The sequence below is a fragment of the Paenibacillus sp. FSL E2-0178 genome, from assembly GCF_038593005.1.
Lineage (GTDB): Bacteria > Bacillota > Bacilli > Paenibacillales > Paenibacillaceae > Paenibacillus_AQ > Paenibacillus_AQ phytohabitans.
In genome coordinates this window covers 4,283,445-4,299,535 of the sequence record NZ_CP151953.1, presented here as the reverse complement: position 1 = coordinate 4,299,535, position 16,091 = coordinate 4,283,445, and the positions used below count along the sequence as shown (strand labels likewise).

The 16,091-nt window shown below is 51.1% G+C and carries 17 protein-coding genes; all 17 read left to right on the top strand.

What is annotated here, in order from left to right; genetic code table 11:
• Nucleotides 1-40 precede the first annotated feature (40 nt).
• The 17 genes from yfcE (at nt 41) to MHI42_RS18530 (ending at nt 16,067) form a co-directional block, all read left to right on the top strand.
• Nucleotides 41-583, top strand: a complete 543-nt coding sequence (gene yfcE, locus MHI42_RS18610) for a phosphodiesterase (RefSeq protein WP_042132974.1) — start codon at nt 41-43, stop codon at nt 581-583.
• Between the two features lie 147 nt (nt 584-730).
• Complete coding sequence (locus tag MHI42_RS18605) at nt 731-1,762, top strand: agmatine deiminase family protein (RefSeq protein WP_342420303.1); 1,032 nt, start codon at nt 731-733, stop codon at nt 1,760-1,762.
• A 160-nt stretch (nt 1,763-1,922) separates the two neighbouring features.
• On the top strand, nt 1,923-2,798 hold the full coding sequence (gene aguB / locus MHI42_RS18600) for an N-carbamoylputrescine amidase (RefSeq protein ID WP_076243521.1): 876 nt from the start codon (nt 1,923-1,925) through the stop codon (nt 2,796-2,798).
• Nucleotides 2,799-3,058: 260 nt separating this feature from the next.
• Entirely contained in the window at nt 3,059-3,874 is an 816-nt protein-coding gene (locus tag MHI42_RS18595) for a transporter substrate-binding domain-containing protein (RefSeq protein WP_081969796.1), read from the top strand.
• Between the two features lie 110 nt (nt 3,875-3,984).
• Nucleotides 3,985-4,632 carry an amino acid ABC transporter permease gene (locus MHI42_RS18590; protein ID WP_039299378.1) on the top strand — a complete coding sequence of 216 codons (648 nt, stop codon included), beginning with the start codon at nt 3,985-3,987 and terminating at the stop codon, nt 4,630-4,632.
• Between the two features lie 15 nt (nt 4,633-4,647).
• Entirely contained in the window at nt 4,648-5,370 is a 723-nt protein-coding gene (locus MHI42_RS18585; RefSeq protein ID WP_042140674.1) for an amino acid ABC transporter ATP-binding protein, read from the top strand.
• A 256-nt stretch (nt 5,371-5,626) separates the two neighbouring features.
• Nucleotides 5,627-6,073, top strand: a complete 447-nt coding sequence (locus tag MHI42_RS18580) for a tellurite resistance TerB family protein (protein WP_042132981.1) — start codon at nt 5,627-5,629, stop codon at nt 6,071-6,073.
• A 123-nt stretch (nt 6,074-6,196) separates the two neighbouring features.
• Nucleotides 6,197-6,793, top strand: a complete 597-nt coding sequence (locus tag MHI42_RS18575) for a TerD family protein (protein WP_042132983.1) — start codon at nt 6,197-6,199, stop codon at nt 6,791-6,793.
• Nucleotides 6,794-6,822: 29 nt separating this feature from the next.
• Nucleotides 6,823-7,398 carry a TerD family protein gene (locus tag MHI42_RS18570; protein WP_042132985.1) on the top strand — a complete coding sequence of 192 codons (576 nt, stop codon included), beginning with the start codon at nt 6,823-6,825 and terminating at the stop codon, nt 7,396-7,398.
• 51 nt (nt 7,399-7,449) lie between these two features.
• Nucleotides 7,450-8,031, top strand: coding sequence for a TerD family protein (locus MHI42_RS18565; protein WP_042132987.1), 582 nt, complete (start codon nt 7,450-7,452; stop codon nt 8,029-8,031).
• A 93-nt stretch (nt 8,032-8,124) separates the two neighbouring features.
• The gene (locus tag MHI42_RS18560; protein ID WP_342420302.1) at nt 8,125-9,453 is read left to right on the top strand and encodes a TerD family protein; all 1,329 of its coding nucleotides are present in this window, start codon (nt 8,125-8,127) and stop codon (nt 9,451-9,453) included.
• 27 nt (nt 9,454-9,480) lie between these two features.
• Nucleotides 9,481-10,224 carry a TerC family protein gene (locus tag MHI42_RS18555; RefSeq protein WP_171720334.1) on the top strand — a complete coding sequence of 248 codons (744 nt, stop codon included), beginning with the start codon at nt 9,481-9,483 and terminating at the stop codon, nt 10,222-10,224.
• A gap of 232 nt (nt 10,225-10,456) precedes the next feature.
• On the top strand, nt 10,457-11,665 hold the full coding sequence (locus MHI42_RS18550; RefSeq protein WP_171720333.1) for an HpcH/HpaI aldolase/citrate lyase family protein: 1,209 nt from the start codon (nt 10,457-10,459) through the stop codon (nt 11,663-11,665).
• A gap of 76 nt (nt 11,666-11,741) precedes the next feature.
• Entirely contained in the window at nt 11,742-13,034 is a 1,293-nt protein-coding gene (locus MHI42_RS18545) for a phosphoribosyltransferase family protein (RefSeq protein ID WP_342424765.1), read from the top strand.
• Nucleotides 13,031-14,185 (top strand): cysteine protease StiP family protein, encoded by a 1,155-nt coding sequence (locus tag MHI42_RS18540; protein WP_171720332.1) that lies wholly within the window; start codon nt 13,031-13,033, stop codon nt 14,183-14,185. Before MHI42_RS18545 ends, MHI42_RS18540 begins: the two co-directional genes overlap by 4 nt.
• Nucleotides 14,182-15,015 carry an HAD family hydrolase gene (locus tag MHI42_RS18535; protein ID WP_342420301.1) on the top strand — a complete coding sequence of 278 codons (834 nt, stop codon included), beginning with the start codon at nt 14,182-14,184 and terminating at the stop codon, nt 15,013-15,015. Before MHI42_RS18540 ends, MHI42_RS18535 begins: the two co-directional genes overlap by 4 nt.
• Complete coding sequence (locus tag MHI42_RS18530) at nt 15,012-16,067, top strand: ATP-grasp domain-containing protein (protein ID WP_039299399.1); 1,056 nt, start codon at nt 15,012-15,014, stop codon at nt 16,065-16,067. The genes MHI42_RS18535 and MHI42_RS18530 overlap by 4 nt, the downstream gene beginning before the upstream one ends.
• Nucleotides 16,068-16,091 lie beyond the last annotated feature (24 nt).

Below are 16,091 nucleotides of genomic sequence, written 5' to 3'. Positions count from 1 at the left end.
TCATTAAGCTAAAGCTATATAACGGAGAGGAAGAACAAAGATGAAACTGATGTTTATTTCCGATATTCACGGGTCGCTGCACTGGCTGGAGCAGGCATTGGCCAAGGCGGAGGAGGAGCAGCCGCACACGCTGGTTATTCTGGGAGACTTCCTGTATCACGGGCCGAGAAATCCGCTGCCGGAGGGTTATAATCCCCAGGGCGTTGCTGACAGGCTGAATGCTTATGGTAAATCGCTGGTTGCCGTAAGAGGTAACTGTGATGCTGAAGTAGACCAGATGCTGCTGCAGTTCCCGATGATGGGCGACTACGTAATGATTCTCCATGAGGGCCGGAAGATTTACGCTACGCACGGGCATGGATTCAGCATCGATAACTTGCCGGCGCTGTCCCCGCAGGATGTGTTCATCCAGGGACATACGCATCTGCCGGTGGCGGATGTGAAGGAGGGTATTGTTGTGCTTAACCCCGGATCGATCTCCCTGCCCAAAGAGAACAATCCCAATTCTTACGGAATCCTGGACAATGGTGAATTCAGCATCAAGGATTTCGCGGGCAATGTCATTAAGCATATTACGCTGTAAAATAGCAGCATAACGCTAATCCCTCTGGATATTTCCAGGGGGATTATTGCGGTCCGGCAATTGAGCACACAGGCATATTATTGTATGATGGGTGAGGAGCTTGCGGCTAACAGGGCAGCTTCAAATATAAACGGCAGAGGTAACTAAATGACGTATCCCAAAGATTTAAACTATACAATGCCGGCGGAATGGGCCCAGCATGAACGGACCTTCATCTCCTGGCCGGTGCAGGACTCTATGGTATATCCGGACAACCATGCGGCGGTAAGTGCGGGTTATGCCGAGATTATCAGAGCCATTGCCGAGTTCGAGCCAGTAACAGTGATTGTGAACCCTGATGATATGGAGACGGTAGAACAGCTCGGACTTGGAGCTAATGTGACGCTGCTGCCTATCAAGCACAATGATGCCTGGCTGCGCGATAACGGACCGACCTTTGTGGTGAATGCTGAAGGCAAGCTTGCCGGTGTGAACTGGAAGTTCAATGCCTGGGGCGGCAAATATTCGCCATGGGATCTTGACGATAAGGTAGCTCCGCAAATTCTGGAGCAGCTGGAGATCAGCAGCTATGATGCACCGCTTGTCATGGAGGGCGGGTCAATTCATACCGACGGCGAAGGCACACTGCTGACTACCGAAGAATGCCTGCTGAACACGAACCGCAATCCTGAGCTGGACCGGGAAGAGATTGCCGGCTTAGTGAAGCGATATACGGGAACTGAGTCGATCATCTGGCTGAAGCGCGGCCTCAGCGGAGACGAGACGGACGGTCATGTCGATAACATCGCCTGCTTCGCTGCGCCGGGCAAGGTCATCATCCAGGTCTGCGGGGACCCGCAGGATGAGAACTATGCCATTTCGGAGGAGAACCTGCGTATTCTGGAGCAGGCTACCGATGCCAAGGGACGGAAGCTGGAGATCATCCGCATTCAGCAGCCGCCCCGTGTAGATTATGAAGGCAGCCGGTTGACCCTGAGCTATCTGAATTTCTATTTCGTGAACGGCGGGATTATCCTGCCGGTATTCGGCGGTACGGCGGCAGAGACAGACAGGCTTGCTGAAGAGACGCTTGCCGGACTGTTCCCGGAACGCAGAATCCGCACAGTGAACGGAATGGCCGTAATTGGTGAAGGCGGAAACGTGCACTGCACCACGCAGCAAATGCCTGCTGTGAACTAAGCTGTAACTTGAAGTTGAACTTACTAACAACATAAAGGGCAAAAGTAACGGAGGGGAATTTTGGGACTGGAAGGAGCGAAAGCGGCCGGAAGTCCAAATATTCACCGCAGTTACACTTCGCCCGGATGGGGATTTAAAGTTCATAATGGGAGGAACAACCGTGAGAAAAGTAAAAGTAGCCGCAACACAAATGAGCTGTTCCGGCGACATTGATGAGAATATCCGCAAGGCCGAGACGCTGGTCAGAGAAGCGGCAGCCCAGGGCGCGCAGATTATTCTGCTGCAGGAGCTGTTTGAGACACCGTATTTCTGCCAGAAGGAGAAATCCGATTATTACGCCTATGCCACCGAGCTTGAGCACAACAAGGCTGTGAACCATTTCAAGGCGATAGCCAAAGAACTCGAAGTGGTGCTGCCGATCAGTTTTTATGAGAAAAAGAACTACGCGCGTTATAACTCGCTGGCCGTGATTGATGCCGATGGAACGGTGATGGGCAAATACCGCAAGAGTCATATTCCTGACGGCCCCGGCTATGAAGAGAAGTTCTACTTCAACCCGGGCGATACCGGCTTCAAGGTGTGGAATACCCGTTATGCCAAAATCGGCGTCGGCGTCTGCTGGGATCAATGGTATCCGGAAGCAGCGCGGGTAATGAGTCTGATGGGGGCGGAAATTCTGTTCTACCCTACAGCTATCGGCTCGGAGCCGCAGGACGGCTCGATCGATTCCAAGGATCACTGGCAGACCTGCATGCTGGGTCATGCAGCCGCTAACCTGATTCCTGTCGTCGCCTCCAACCGGATCGGTGAGGAGATTGACGAGGATTCCAGCATTAACTTCTACGGCTCTTCGTTCATTGCCGGCCCGCAGGGCAACAAGATTGCCGAAGCCGGACGCGATGAGCAGGGTGTATTGGTCAGTGAATTTGATCTTGATGCGCTTGAGGTTGGCCGGATCGAATGGGGAATCTTCCGCGACCGCCGTCCGGAGCTGTACCGGCTGATTGCTTCATATGACGGGGACCTGACGTTCTAATTGGAAATGAATGAATTGAATAACAGTTATGATAGCAAGCAGCCAGGACGCAGCCGGGGATATCACTCTCCGGACAGCCTCCTGGCTGCTTTTTATATGAAGATAGACCTGAATTCTAAGATTAGGTGACTGTAAATGTTACAATACATCGATATTATGTCATGTTATATAACATTTGGAGGAAAAGTTAATTGTCATCATCGCTTTAATCTGATAAAATCTCTTTAAGTTATTTTATAAATAAGTAGGGGGATTGGAGCATGGGAATCAGAAAAAAATGGGCAATGTCAGGTATGGTGGCATTCCTGGTCCTGGCAATGGTCGGCTGTGGTTCGGATAATAACGCAGGCAGCGGCAATGCAGCCGGAGAGAGCATCAAGTTCGCCAGCGATGCCAGTTATGCACCTATGGAGTATATGGATACAGACACTATCAAGGGTTTTGACATTGATTTCATTAAGGCGGTTATGGAGGAAGCGGGTATTGATTACACCGTGACCAACACAGGCTGGGATACGATGCTGACCAGTGTTCAGCAAGGCACTGAATATCAGGCGGGGCTATCTTCGGTATCCATTACAGATGAGCGCAAGGAAACCTATGATTACTCCATTCCTTATTTCGAATCCACGAACATGATCATGGTTAAGGAAGGCAGCGATATCAAGTCTGCTCTTGATTTGAAGGACAAGAAAGTGGCCGTACAGGCAGCAACAACTGCGGATGATCTCATGAGCGGCATTATGGGGATCGACAACGGCAACCTGAAGCGTTATGACAGCAATGCGGTCGCCCTGATGGAGCTGAACGGCGGCGGAGCGGATGCGGTGGTTGCGGATATCGCCATCGTGAACGAATACATCAAGAACAATCCGAATGAGAAGCTGACCGGTATCATCGACAAGGAGAACTTCGGTTCCGAATATTACGGTATCCTCTATCCTAAGGGCAGTGAGTGGAAAGCCAAGCTGGACCCGGCGATCAAGAAGATCATCGAGAACGGCAAATATGCGGAAATCTACAAAGAATGGTTCGGCGATGAGCCGGATACGGCCACACTTTTGAGCGCAGAGTAAGCGGAGTAACAATTAAGCATGCGTAATGATTGCTATTGCGCATGCTTCTTTTTTTGAAACACAAGAGAAACATAGAGAAAGCTATAAGCAGAAGAGAAGGGAAGAGTTCTATGGATTTCAGATTTGACATCATCGTTCATTATTTACCGGTTTTACTTAAGGGGACCCTGTTCACCATAGGGGTATCGCTGGTTTCGATCCTGTGCGGGTCCATTCTGGGACTGGTTATCGGGTTCGGCAAAATGGCGCCCAGATGGTATTTCCGCTGGCCGTTTCATGCCTATATCAACATCTTCCGCGGAACACCGCTGTACGTCCAGATTCTGATCGTCCATTTCGGACTCATTCCGTTGTTCTATGGTAAAACCTATGCGCTGATGAGCGCATTTGTGGCGCTCTCGCTCAATTCCGCGGCGTATTCCGCTGAAATTTTCCGTGCCGGCATCCAGTCAATTGACCCCGGACAACGGGAAGCTGCCCTGTCACTCGGGATGACCAAACTCCAGGCGATGCGCTTCATTATTCTGCCTCAGGCCATCAAACGGATGGTTCCGGCGTTCGGGAATGAATTCATCGTCCTCGTCAAGGATTCCTCGCTGCTGGCGCTTATTGCCGCACCGGAGATTATGTACTGGAGCAACACCATGAAAGGCCAATATCTGCGGATCTGGGAGCCTTATCTGACCGCTGCACTGATCTATTTCATTCTGACCTACTCCCTCAGCAAGCTGCTTAATTATATCGAACGGAAGGTGTAACCCTATATGGAGCCTATTATCTCAGTTAAGCATCTGCATAAATCCTTCGGTGCCCATAAGGTACTGACCGATATCAGCGTCGACATTCACAGCCGGGAGGTTGTGGTAGTCATCGGACCTTCGGGTTCGGGCAAATCGACCTTTCTGCGCTGCCTCAATCTGCTGGAGCAGCCGCAGGAAGGCGATATTATAATTGAAGGCACTTCCTTGATGGCCAAAAGCACAAGGATTAACGATATCCGTACCGAAGTAGGCATGGTCTTTCAGCAGTTCAATCTGTTCCCGCACAAAAAAGTGATCGAGAACATTATGCTGGCCCCGATGCAGGTCCGCAAATGGCCGGCTGACAAAGCCCGCCAAAAAGCGCTGGAGCTGCTGCAAAAGGTGGGACTGAGCGAGAAGGCGGAGATGTATCCTTCCTCGCTCTCGGGCGGTCAAGCCCAGCGTGTGGCGATTGCGCGCGCGCTGGCGATGGAGCCGAAGATCATGCTGTTTGATGAACCGACTTCTGCACTGGACCCCGAAATGGTGGGCGAGGTGCTGGCGGTCATGAAGGATTTGGCCAGTGAAGGAATGACTATGGTCGTGGTAACGCATGAGATGGGCTTTGCCCGTGAAGTGGGAGACCGTGTCCTTTTCATGGAACAGGGCATTGTAGTGGAGCAGGGGGTACCCGAGCAGTTGTTCGGAAATCCGTCACATGAGCGCACCCGGGAATTCCTGTCCAAGGTACTGTGAGAATCTGTCAAAGTAGAATATTGTTATTTAATCGGTTATATTAGAAGAGTAAGAATTAGGCAATGGGACCATCGGTTGAATATCTGCCCGGAATGGCGGGGAGGAGGCTCGGGGATATCTTTTTTTAAAGTATAAGGATTTATGGGCTACGCATAATAATTTATCCTTATATTTCCGGCAGAAGCGGATATGGTGCTTATAGTACGGCACAGCCCTTTCTACTGGTCATAATTCAGAATGATAGAAGGAGAATACGATGAGCACATTTAAAAATTGGCTAAATACGACAAAAACCGGACTGACAGAACAAGTTAAGAAGTTTAAAAATAAAGACTTTATGAACGCGGTAGTTGCAGGCTGCGCACTGGTTGCTGCGGCTGACGGCAAGATTGAGGAATCCGAGAAGAACAAAATGGCCGGATATATGAACCTCAGCAATGAATTGAAGGTATTTGACATGAGAGATGTCATCAACCAGTTCAACTTCTATGTGAGCAACTTCGAGTTCTCGCCGGAAATCGGCAAGCAGGAAGCGCTCAAATCGATCGCGAAATTCAGCGGCAAACCGGAGATCGGACGTGTCATTGTGGGCGTATGCTCCGCGATCGGTGCGGCTGACGGCGACTTCGATGAGCATGAGAAAGCGGTTGTACGGAATATCTGCAGTGTGCTCGGACTGAGCCCAAGCGAATTCAGCCTGTAATACAGGCCGGAGGGCATCCGCAATTGGATGAAACTTAGGCGTTTCTCCATCGTATCACTGATATAACACCCGCAAGAAGGACTTACAGGCAGTGATTACTACTGGAAACGGAGGTACGTAAAGTTGGCTGGAATCAATCTGGTAAAAGGTCAGAAGATCGATTTAACTAAAGGGAATGCCGGACTGTCTAACGTTATCGTAGGACTGGGCTGGGACCCTGCCGAACCGGCAAGAGGCTTCTTTGGTGTCAAGAAACAGGCGAATGTGGACTGCGATGCTTCCGCTCTGCTGCTGAATGAGAATGGCAAGCTGACCAATAAGCTGAACCTCGTCTGCTTTCACAACAAACAGAATACGAACAACTCTGTAGTTCACTCGGGAGATAACCTGACGGGTGAAGGAGACGGCGACGACGAGCAGATCATGGTGAATCTGAAGTCGATTCCTGCCGATGTCCATAAGGTTCTGGTTGTGGTTAACATCTACGATGCGGTGAACCGCAAGCAGGATTTCGGAATGATCAAATCGGCGTATATCCGGATTATCAACGCGGCCGGGAACGGCGAGCTGATCAAGTTTAATCTGACGGACAATTACACAGGCTTCACGGCACTGATCTGCGGCGAGCTGTACCGCCATGGCGAAGAGTGGAAATTCGCAGCTATCGGTGAGGGCGCGCACGCAGCACATATCAATCAACTGGCTGAACGTTATATCTAATTCCAATTTGAGAAAAGAGGGTTCTATTCATGGCTATTAACTTATCCAAGGGACAAAAAATCGATTTGACCAAAACTAATCCGGGCTTGTCCAAAATTACAGTCGGCCTCGGATGGGATACGAATAAATACGATGGCGGTAAGGACTTCGACCTCGACGTGTCTGTGTTCCTGACCAATGCTAACGGCAAAGTGGATAAAGAAACAAACTTCATCTTCTTCAACAATAAGCAGAACGAGAACGCTTCCGTTGTTCACACCGGCGACAACCGCACAGGTGAAGGCGACGGAGACGATGAGCAGGTTCAAGTTGATTTGCTCAATGTTCCTGCGGATGTTGATAAAATTGCGTTCACCATTACAATCTACGAAGCGGAAGCCAGAAGCCAGAACTTTGGACAAGTCTCCCGTTCTTATGTGCGTATCGTGAATGATGCGAACAGTGAAGAATTGATCCGTTTTGACCTGGGCGAAGATTTCTCCGTTGAAACCGGCGTTGTTGTCGGCGAATTGTACCGCAATGGTGCAGAGTGGAAATTCAATGCCATCGGCAGCGGCTACAAAGACGGCCTCTCCGGACTGACCCGTGATTACGGTCTGCAATAAGACCCTGATGACTCCGGGAATTAAATCTTTGAGGAAAGAAGGTTTTTGCCAGTGACGATCAGTCTTTCCAAAGGACAGCGGATTGATCTTACCAAGACCAATCCGGGCCTGACGAAGGTAGTTGTAGGACTTGGCTGGGATACAAACAAGTATAGCGGCGGCAAGGATTTCGACCTGGATGCTTCAGCATTTCTGCTGCATGAGGACGGCAAAGCCAAAGGTGAAGACGACTTTGTATTCTATAACAACCCAAGCGGCGGGACAGGCTCTGTAACCCATACAGGCGATAACCGTACAGGTGAAGGCGACGGGGACGATGAGCAGATTCTTGTAGATTTCAGCCTGGTGCCGGCGAATATTCAGCGCATTGGGATTACAGTGACGATCTATGATTATGAGACACGGGTGCAGAACTTCGGACAGGTATCGAACGCATTTGTTCGTGTTGTAGATGCTTCCAGCGACCGCGAAATTCTGCGGTTTGACCTGGGTGAGGATTTCTCCACCGAGACAGCCGTTGTCTTCTGCGAATTCTACCGCCATGGGGCGGATTGGAAGTTCCAGGCGATCGGCAGCGGGTTTGCCGGCGGGCTCAGCGCTCTATGCAAGAATTATGGACTGGATGCACAATAAAGCTTCAAAGGCGGGATCATCATCGATCCTGCCCTTTTTATAGACAAAAGTGTATAAGTTGCACTCTTATCCATTTATAAAGGTGGCGTAAGAATGAGTACTGAAGTAGTTAAAGGGCAGAAAGCAGACCTGACCAAAGGAAACCCGGGAATCCGCAATATCATTGTAGAGATCGGGTGGAAAGCTCCATCTTCCATGGATATTGACGCCTCTGCGTTCCTGCTCGGGGCGCAAGGCAAAGTAAATAGTGACGATGATCTGATCTTTTATAATAACCCGTCTACGCCTTATATCAGATATAAGGATGTGCCGGGTGCAGCTTCGGGAGGACTTAAGCAGTTCGAGGTGGGACTGGACAAGATTCCTGCAGGTATCGCGAAGATAGCCTTTACCCTTACCCTGTATGATGGCGAGAACCGCAAGCAAATGTTCGGACAGATGAGCGAGGCCCAGTGCCGGATCCTGGATCAGGCGACAGGGGCGGAAATTCTGCGGTGTAACCTGGGAAATCATTTCTCTGTGGAAACAGCTGTTGTGGTAGGAGAATTATATAGATACGGCGAAGAATGGAAATTCAGTGCGATCGTTGCAGGCTTCTCCGGCGGACTCAAAGCGCTGTGCGGCAACTATGGCATAGAAGTGGAGGATGAGCCTGCTCCGGCGGCGGCACCACAGCCTGTGAAGACGGCGGCACCGCCGGAACGCACGCCGCTTCAAGTGCCACCACCGAAGGTGGAACAAGCCAGACCTGCTATAGTAATTCCTCCTCCGCCTGCGCCTGCGCCGAAGCAGGAGGAAGCTCCCGCACCGCCGCTGAATCTCAATCTGAAGAAGATTGAGCTGAAGAAGAAGGGCGATTCCATCAACCTGAAGAAATCAGCCTCCGGTCTCGGTGAACTCGTAATCAACCTGAACTGGAATCAGAAGCAGGGGGGTGGACTGTTCAGCCGTAACAAGGGCGGCGTGGATCTCGATCTTGCCTGCCTGTATGAACTGAAGAACGGCAGCAAGGGAGTTGTGCAGGCATTGGGTAATGCGTTCGGCAACCTGCAGCAGCCGCCGTACATCATGCTGGATGGGGATGACCGGACAGGCTCCGTAACATCCGGCGAGAATCTGCGTATAAACGGAAGTAAGGTTGCACAAATCGAAAGAATTTTAGTGTTTTCTTTTATTTACAAAGGAGTTACCAATTGGTCTGAGGCGGATGGGGTGGTTACCCTGAAGCAGGATGGAGGACCGGATATTGTCGTTAATCTGGACGAGCATAACAACCGTAAGGGCATGTGCGCCATCGCGCTGATCCGGAATGTAGGCAACGAGACCTTCAGTATTGAACGGCTTGTGCAATATTTCAGCGGTCATAAGGAGATGGATGAGGCTTATGGCTGGGGGCTTCGCTGGGTAGCAGGCAGCAAATAATTTTATTTTACCGGAGGCGCAAGTGGAATGGACTGGTTCAGTGATTTTTTTAGGAGTATCAGTGAGAATTATGGGCATTTCTTCTCCTGGAGTGATGTTGTAGCGACGCTCTCCGATCCTGTCAGCTGGGGGATTATCGGGAGTCTGGTTCTGCTGGAGGGCCTGCTCTCCGCAGATAACGCGCTCGTGCTGGCGGTAATGGTTAAGCATTTACCGAAAGAGCAGCAGCGTAAGGCACTGTTTTACGGGATACTCGGCGCTTATTTATTCAGATTCCTGGCGATTGGTCTGGGTACCTTCCTGATTGGATTCTGGGAGGTTAAGGCTCTTGGTGCTCTGTACCTCTTCTACATTGCCTATAAAGGTCTGTTTAAGGGTGGCGGAGAAGAAGGGGAGACGAAGAACAAAGGCACCTCTTTCTGGAGGACGGTGCTCCTGGTTGAATTAATGGATATTGCCTTCAGTATTGACAGTGTAGTTGCTGCATTCGGTCTTAGTAATCAAGTCTGGGTGCTATTCCTGGGGGGTATCCTCGGTGTGCTGATGATGCGCGGCGTGGCACAGGTATTCCTCAAGCTGATTGCTAAATACCCTGAACTGGAACAGTCAGCATTCCTGCTCATTGCACTTATTGCCGGTAAAATGCTTGCTGGTGCGTTCGGGTATGAGATGCCGCATGTGATCTTCTTCACGGTTCTGATTGCAGTGTTTGTGGGTACCATTGTGTACAGCGCCAGTAAACGCAAAAAAGAGGCGAACCGCAAAGCCTGATTCCCCTGATGGATAGCTTTAGATTCATAGCTGTACAGGAAGCCGGGGAGTTCACGGGAAGGGTGGACTCCGGCGTGCTTCCGGGTAATCGTTATATGTTATAGCATGGCCTTTGCTTGTATTTGAGAAAGCCGGATGCCGTCCCCGAGAGGACGGCATAGCCGGTTCTGCTTGTCTCTATATGGAGAGGCTATTCGTTTTGTGCTTGGCACAACATTAAGGGGGAAAGGCCTTGAGATATTTCGATTACCTTACGCAAGAACAGGAAACTTCATTATTTCATGTTCCGCCGGTTTCATTTGATCATACAACCAGCAAGGATTTATTGGCTTACGCCGTCGGAGCTGCCCTTTATATGCCTGCTACAAGGTCCAGTGTTGCCGAAGATATTATTAAGCTGAGAGCCTCGGGGCTCGTTACGGTAATTATAGATCTGGAGGATGCCATAGGGGATGGTGAGGTGGATTATGCTGAAGAATCCGTTGTACGGCATCTCGCCTTCCTGTCCGCTTACGCCGAGAATGATCCGGAGCCCAGAGGCAGTCTGCCGCTGCTGTTCATCCGTGTACGCAATCCGGAGCAGCTGAGGGATCTGATTTTCCGGCTGGGTTCATTAATAACGATGCTGACCGGCTTTGTATTTCCCAAGTTTTCTGTCCTGAACGGTGTGGAGTTTTTTGAGGCCATTGCCGACTACAATAATACGCGTACTTATTCAGCCCCTGTGCTGTACGGAATGCCGATTCTGGAGAATGCTCCAATCATCTACCGGGAGAGCCGGCTGGACAGCCTGCTGGCCATCCGTGATCTGCTGGGGCAATACCGCGAATATGTGCTCAATGTCAGAATTGGAGCAACGGATTTCTCCAGCCTGTTCGGACTGCGGCGCAGTCCCGATATCAGCATCTATGATCTGACGCCGATCCGCGACTGCATGTCGGATATTATTAATATATTTGGCCGTGTGGAAGAAGGGTATGTCATCTCAGGACCCGTATGGGAATACTTCGCGAGCAAAGGACACCGGGTTCTGCGTCCTCAGCTTCGCGAGACTCCTTTTGAAGATACCTATGGCAAGCATGGCCGCGAGATGCGGAATAAGTACATTTCCAGCTCGATGGATGGCCTGATTCGTGAAGTGATTTTGGACAAGGAAAACGGTATTGTGGGCAAAACGATCATTCATCCTTCCCATCTCAGACCCGTGCAGGCGATGTATACAGTAATGCATGAAGAATATGTGGACGCCTTAAGTATTGTGGAGAGCAATGATGGCAGCCGCGGAGTGTTCAAGAGCGAATATTACAACAAGATGAATGAAATTAAGCCGCATTTGAACTGGGCTAGACGTATTTTACTACGATCTCAAATATACGGGGTGTTACATGAACAACAGCATTTTGTCGGATTACTACCCGAGAACGAATATACACACGTTTAATATCGTCGAGAATCTGCAGGTTACGGTAACGGAAACCTCCAACCCCTTTCATATGCCCGTGGAAGCCTTGTTCTCCATGGCCGCGCGTATCAACAAGAAACGCTCTTTTCTATTCGTCAGCAAAGTGCTTGGCAAACATATTCCTGTAGGTCCCTATACCCCTCTGCTTAGCGGAGCGGCACTTGCTCTCCTCCTGTACTTAGAGATGAGTGCGGATAGCGCTGAACGGGAGATTATGGACAAGCTGATGAGCCAGGCGGTTCATGGCTTGATTCATCCTGAATTCGCGGAAGAGGCCTATCATGATCTGCTTGCTGCACGTCTGGTGCTGCCTCAGCCTGCCTTATTTATCGGCTTTGCCGAAACCGCTACCGCCCTGGGCCACAGCATGTACAACATGTTTGCCGGCGGAGCCTCATATATTCATACGACCCGTGAGAATATTCCTGAACTGGAATCCGTAGTCACCTTCGAAGAGGAGCATTCCCATGCTGTAGATCATCTCTGTTATGCCCTGAATCCTAAGCTGTTATCGGGAACAGAGCCGATTGTGCTGGTGGATGATGAGATTACGACCGGCAATACGGCGATCAATACCATTCGTGATATCCAGTCCAAATTCCCGCGCCACGAGTATGTAGTGGCTTCACTTCTGGATTGGCGGAGCACCGCGAATATTCAGGCTTACCGTGATCTGGAGCAGGAGCTGGGAATTAGAATCACCGCCTTATCTTTGCTGCAGGGCAGCATTGAGGTGACTGGAACCCCTCTGCTGAAGCCGCAAGCCGGAAGCGGAGAACCATCCGCAGCAGTTGCAGAGCTAGTGACCACGTATATACAGGACGGGTTAGAGCGGCTGCAGGTGTCCTCTGCGGATGCGCAGGGTGTTGTGAATCTCTCCCCCTATTTGAAATACAGCGGCCGTTTTGGTCTGGAATCTGCAGATAACCGGCGGATTGACGAAGGCGTCAGCCGGGTGGCCTGGAAGCTCCGTGACTTACGGGAAGGCTCCCGCACTTTGGTGATGGGCGTAGGCGAGTTCATGTATCTGCCAATGCGGATTGCCGCGGAGATGGGTGAGGGCGTATCCTATCAATCCTCTACCCGCAGTCCGATCCATCCGCAGCGCCGTGCGGATTACGGTGTGCATAGTGCAGCAGCGTATCCGTCCGCAGGCGACACAGAGATCACCAACTTTATCTATAATGTGGATCCCGGCCAGTATGATGATATCTTTGTGCTGCTTGAGCGGGATGTGCCGCGGCAGCGGATTGAACCGATGACGGATATTTTGCAGAGGCTGGCTGGCAATAAGGTGCATCTTATTATACTGGCCTCTGAACCTGAAACTGGAGGCTCGCGGATATGAAGGGAATCGAAATGGAAGAGATAATGAACAGAAGAATATCCCCTCCGGTTCCGCTGGGCAGCTACCCTGCTTCAGATGTTACTTTTCTGCTCAAGGACCTCAGCGATGTATCCCTGGAGCGGGGAACAGCCGAACGGGAGGAAGCTATCCAGTCGGGCGTGCATTACTCAGAGATGCTCCCTGTAGAATACCAGCCGACGGAGCAGTATATCGAATTGTTCCATGAGACATTGCAGCATACCGCGAGGAAGGTGGCGCTTGCTGTAGCTGCCGTATCTGAGATGATTGTGGCTCAGCGGGGAACGGCGAATACGGTGCTGGTCTCACTGGCAAGAGCAGGTACCCCGATAGGCGTGCTTATCAAAAGGTATATTCTGGAGCGCTATGAAGCGGATCTGCCGCATTACAGTATTTCGATTATCCGGGGTAAAGGTATCGATGAGAACGCTGTGCTATATATGCTGCAGCAGCACGGAAGCGATGCAGAGCTGCAGTTCATTGACGGCTGGACCGGCAAAGGGGCTATCCGCCAGGTGCTGATCGAGGCCTGCGAGAGCATGTACAGCAAATATGGGATTACCCTGAATGATGATCTGGCGGTGCTTGCCGATCCCGGATACTGTTCGGGAACCTTCGGCACAAGGGAGGATTACCTGATCCCAAGCGCTTGCCTGAATTCTACGGTATCCGGATTGATGAGCCGTACCGTGCTCCGCGACGATCTGATCGGACCGGAGGAGTTCCACGGGGCCAAGTTCTACAAGGAATGGCTGGATAGTGATCTGTCTAATGTATTCGTGGAAGCTGTGACTCCTTATTTCCGTGAGGTGGCTGCGGAGGGGCTGAAGCTTGCTGAAGAGATGCAGGCGGATCCTCCGGAGATTACCTGGCAGGGGCTGGCTGATATCCGCAGTATTCAGGAGACCTTCGGCATTGATAATATCAATCTGGTGAAGCCGGGGGTTGGCGAGACCACGCGTGTGCTGCTGCGCAGAGTGCCCTGGAGAATCCTCGTTGATCGGCTGGACAATCCCAACCTGCGGCATATTCTGCTGCTGGCCGAAGACCGCGGTGTACCAGTAGAGGTATTCCCCGGACTTACGTATTCCTGCTGCGGGATCATTAAGCCGCTGAAAGGGGAGAGTGAATGATCTACGCTAGTGATCTGGACCGTACGCTGATCTACTCTCTGAATGCCATCGGAGTTCCCGGGGATGCCCCCGGGCTGGTGCCGGCCGAAGTGATTGACGGCAGAACGGTCTCGTATATTTCCAAGCAGGCTCTGGATATGCTTAAAGAGCTTGCGGCGAAGATCGTCTTCATGCCGGTCACTACGCGCACTATCGCACAGTACCGGCGGATTAACCTGTTCCAGGAGACCATTATTCCGGATTATGCCGTTACCAGTAATGGAGGCAACATTCTCGTGAACGGGGTAGTGGATCAGGAATGGCGGGCGGCTGTCGGGCGGCTGGTGGAACGCGGGTCCGTGTCGGCTGAGGAAGCCGGCAGGATTGTCCGCTCTGTAGTACGGGCAGAATGGATTACCAGCGAGCGGTATTGTGACGAGCTGTTCTACACCTTTGTTGTACACCGTGATTCTCTGCCGCTGGATGAGATTACCCGTATGGCTGAGCGGCTGGATGGACTGGGCTGGAAGGTATCGCTGCAGGGGCGCAAGCTCTACATTGTGCCGGAGGCCGTGAACAAAAGTGATGCGATCCTTCATGTCCGCCGTACCGTCCGCTCAGAGCCGATGGTCGCTTCAGGCGATTCCCTGCTGGACAAGAGCCTGCTGGCGGCTGCGGACTATGCCATTGCCCCCTGTCACGGAGAAATATTTGCCGAGCAGCAGGCGGGTCTAGTAAACTTAGAGTATCCTTTCACGAAGCAATCGGGTGTATTTGCCGGGGATGAGATTATGCAGTATGTTCAAACGATTTATAATAATTTGACAGCATTGGGAGTTGGGCCACAATGAAAAAGGTAAATATTTATTTCAATCGCTGGTTTTCCGTGGCTTTTCATTACATGAATCTCATCCGGAACAATGAAGACGGCATCCCGGTTCAAATATTCGCCACCCACCCGGATATCCGCCATATGTCGCTGCAGGGCGCTGATGTTGCGGGGGCCGAGCCTGAGCTTACGGGAATCGAATACGTGCAGTTCTGCGTTGATTTCTGCCGCCGCAATGAGATTGATATTTTCATTCCGCGGCTGCATATGCTGGATATCGCCCGGCATGTGTCCTTGTTCGATGCCATCGGGACGAAGGTGCTGGTCTGCCGCGATCAGGATCTGCTGGAAATGATTATGGATAAAGGCAAGTTCTACGAAAGTGTGAAGTCTAACGGAATCATGACGATTCCAGATTATCATGTCGTAAGTAATGCAGAGCAGTTCAAGGAAGCCTATGAAGAACTCGTATCCAAGGGACATAAGGTCTGCTTCAAGCCGACCGAAACAGAGGGCGGTCTCGGATTCCGGATTATAGATAATAACCGCAGCCCGCTGGAAGAGCTGTTTGGACATGTAACGCCGTTGATTTCCTTCGAGGATGCTTATCGCATTCTTTCCGGAGCGGAGAGTTTTCCTAATCTGATGGTTATGGAGCTGCTGGAGGGATATGAATATAGTATTGATTGTCTGGCAGATGCGCATGGCAATCTGCTTGCCGCTGTCCCGCGCCGTAAGGCGGGCGGACGGCTGCGGCTGATGGAGCATATTCCGGAGCTGGAAGAGGTTGCCCGCAGGGTGGCCGAGACCTACCGGATTCCTTATAATTTCAATGTCCAGATGAAATACAGCGGCGATGTACCCAAGCTGCTTGAGATTAATCCGCGGATGTCCGGGGGCCTGCATATCTCGTGTCTGTCTGGGATTAACTTCCCTTATCTGGCAGTCAAAAGCGCTCTGGGCGGCGAAGTTCAGCCTGTAGAATTCGCGCACAATGTCTTGGCAAGCCATGTTGAACAGCCGCTGATCATGAAAATAAACGGAGAATCCGTGGTTACGGATTCCGTGAATTGAGTGTGGAGCATTCACGCTCATAAG

Coding starts and splice junctions, on each gene's coding strand:
- yfcE (WP_042132974.1), top strand. CDS start 41: ATGAAACTGATGTTTATTTCCGATATTCACGGGTCGCTGCACTGGCTG.
- MHI42_RS18605 (WP_342420303.1), top strand. CDS start 731: ATGACGTATCCCAAAGATTTAAACTATACAATGCCGGCGGAATGGGCC.
- MHI42_RS18595 (WP_081969796.1), top strand. CDS start 3,059: ATGGGAATCAGAAAAAAATGGGCAATGTCAGGTATGGTGGCATTCCTG.
- MHI42_RS18590 (WP_039299378.1), top strand. CDS start 3,985: ATGGATTTCAGATTTGACATCATCGTTCATTATTTACCGGTTTTACTT.
- MHI42_RS18580 (WP_042132981.1), top strand. CDS start 5,627: ATGAGCACATTTAAAAATTGGCTAAATACGACAAAAACCGGACTGACA.
- MHI42_RS18570 (WP_042132985.1), top strand. CDS start 6,823: ATGGCTATTAACTTATCCAAGGGACAAAAAATCGATTTGACCAAAACT.
- MHI42_RS18560 (WP_342420302.1), top strand. CDS start 8,125: ATGAGTACTGAAGTAGTTAAAGGGCAGAAAGCAGACCTGACCAAAGGA.
- MHI42_RS18555 (WP_171720334.1), top strand. CDS start 9,481: ATGGACTGGTTCAGTGATTTTTTTAGGAGTATCAGTGAGAATTATGGG.
- MHI42_RS18545 (WP_342424765.1), top strand. CDS start 11,742: ATGGCCGCGCGTATCAACAAGAAACGCTCTTTTCTATTCGTCAGCAAA.
- MHI42_RS18540 (WP_171720332.1), top strand. CDS start 13,031: ATGAAGGGAATCGAAATGGAAGAGATAATGAACAGAAGAATATCCCCT.
- MHI42_RS18535 (WP_342420301.1), top strand. CDS start 14,182: ATGATCTACGCTAGTGATCTGGACCGTACGCTGATCTACTCTCTGAAT.
- MHI42_RS18530 (WP_039299399.1), top strand. CDS start 15,012: ATGAAAAAGGTAAATATTTATTTCAATCGCTGGTTTTCCGTGGCTTTT.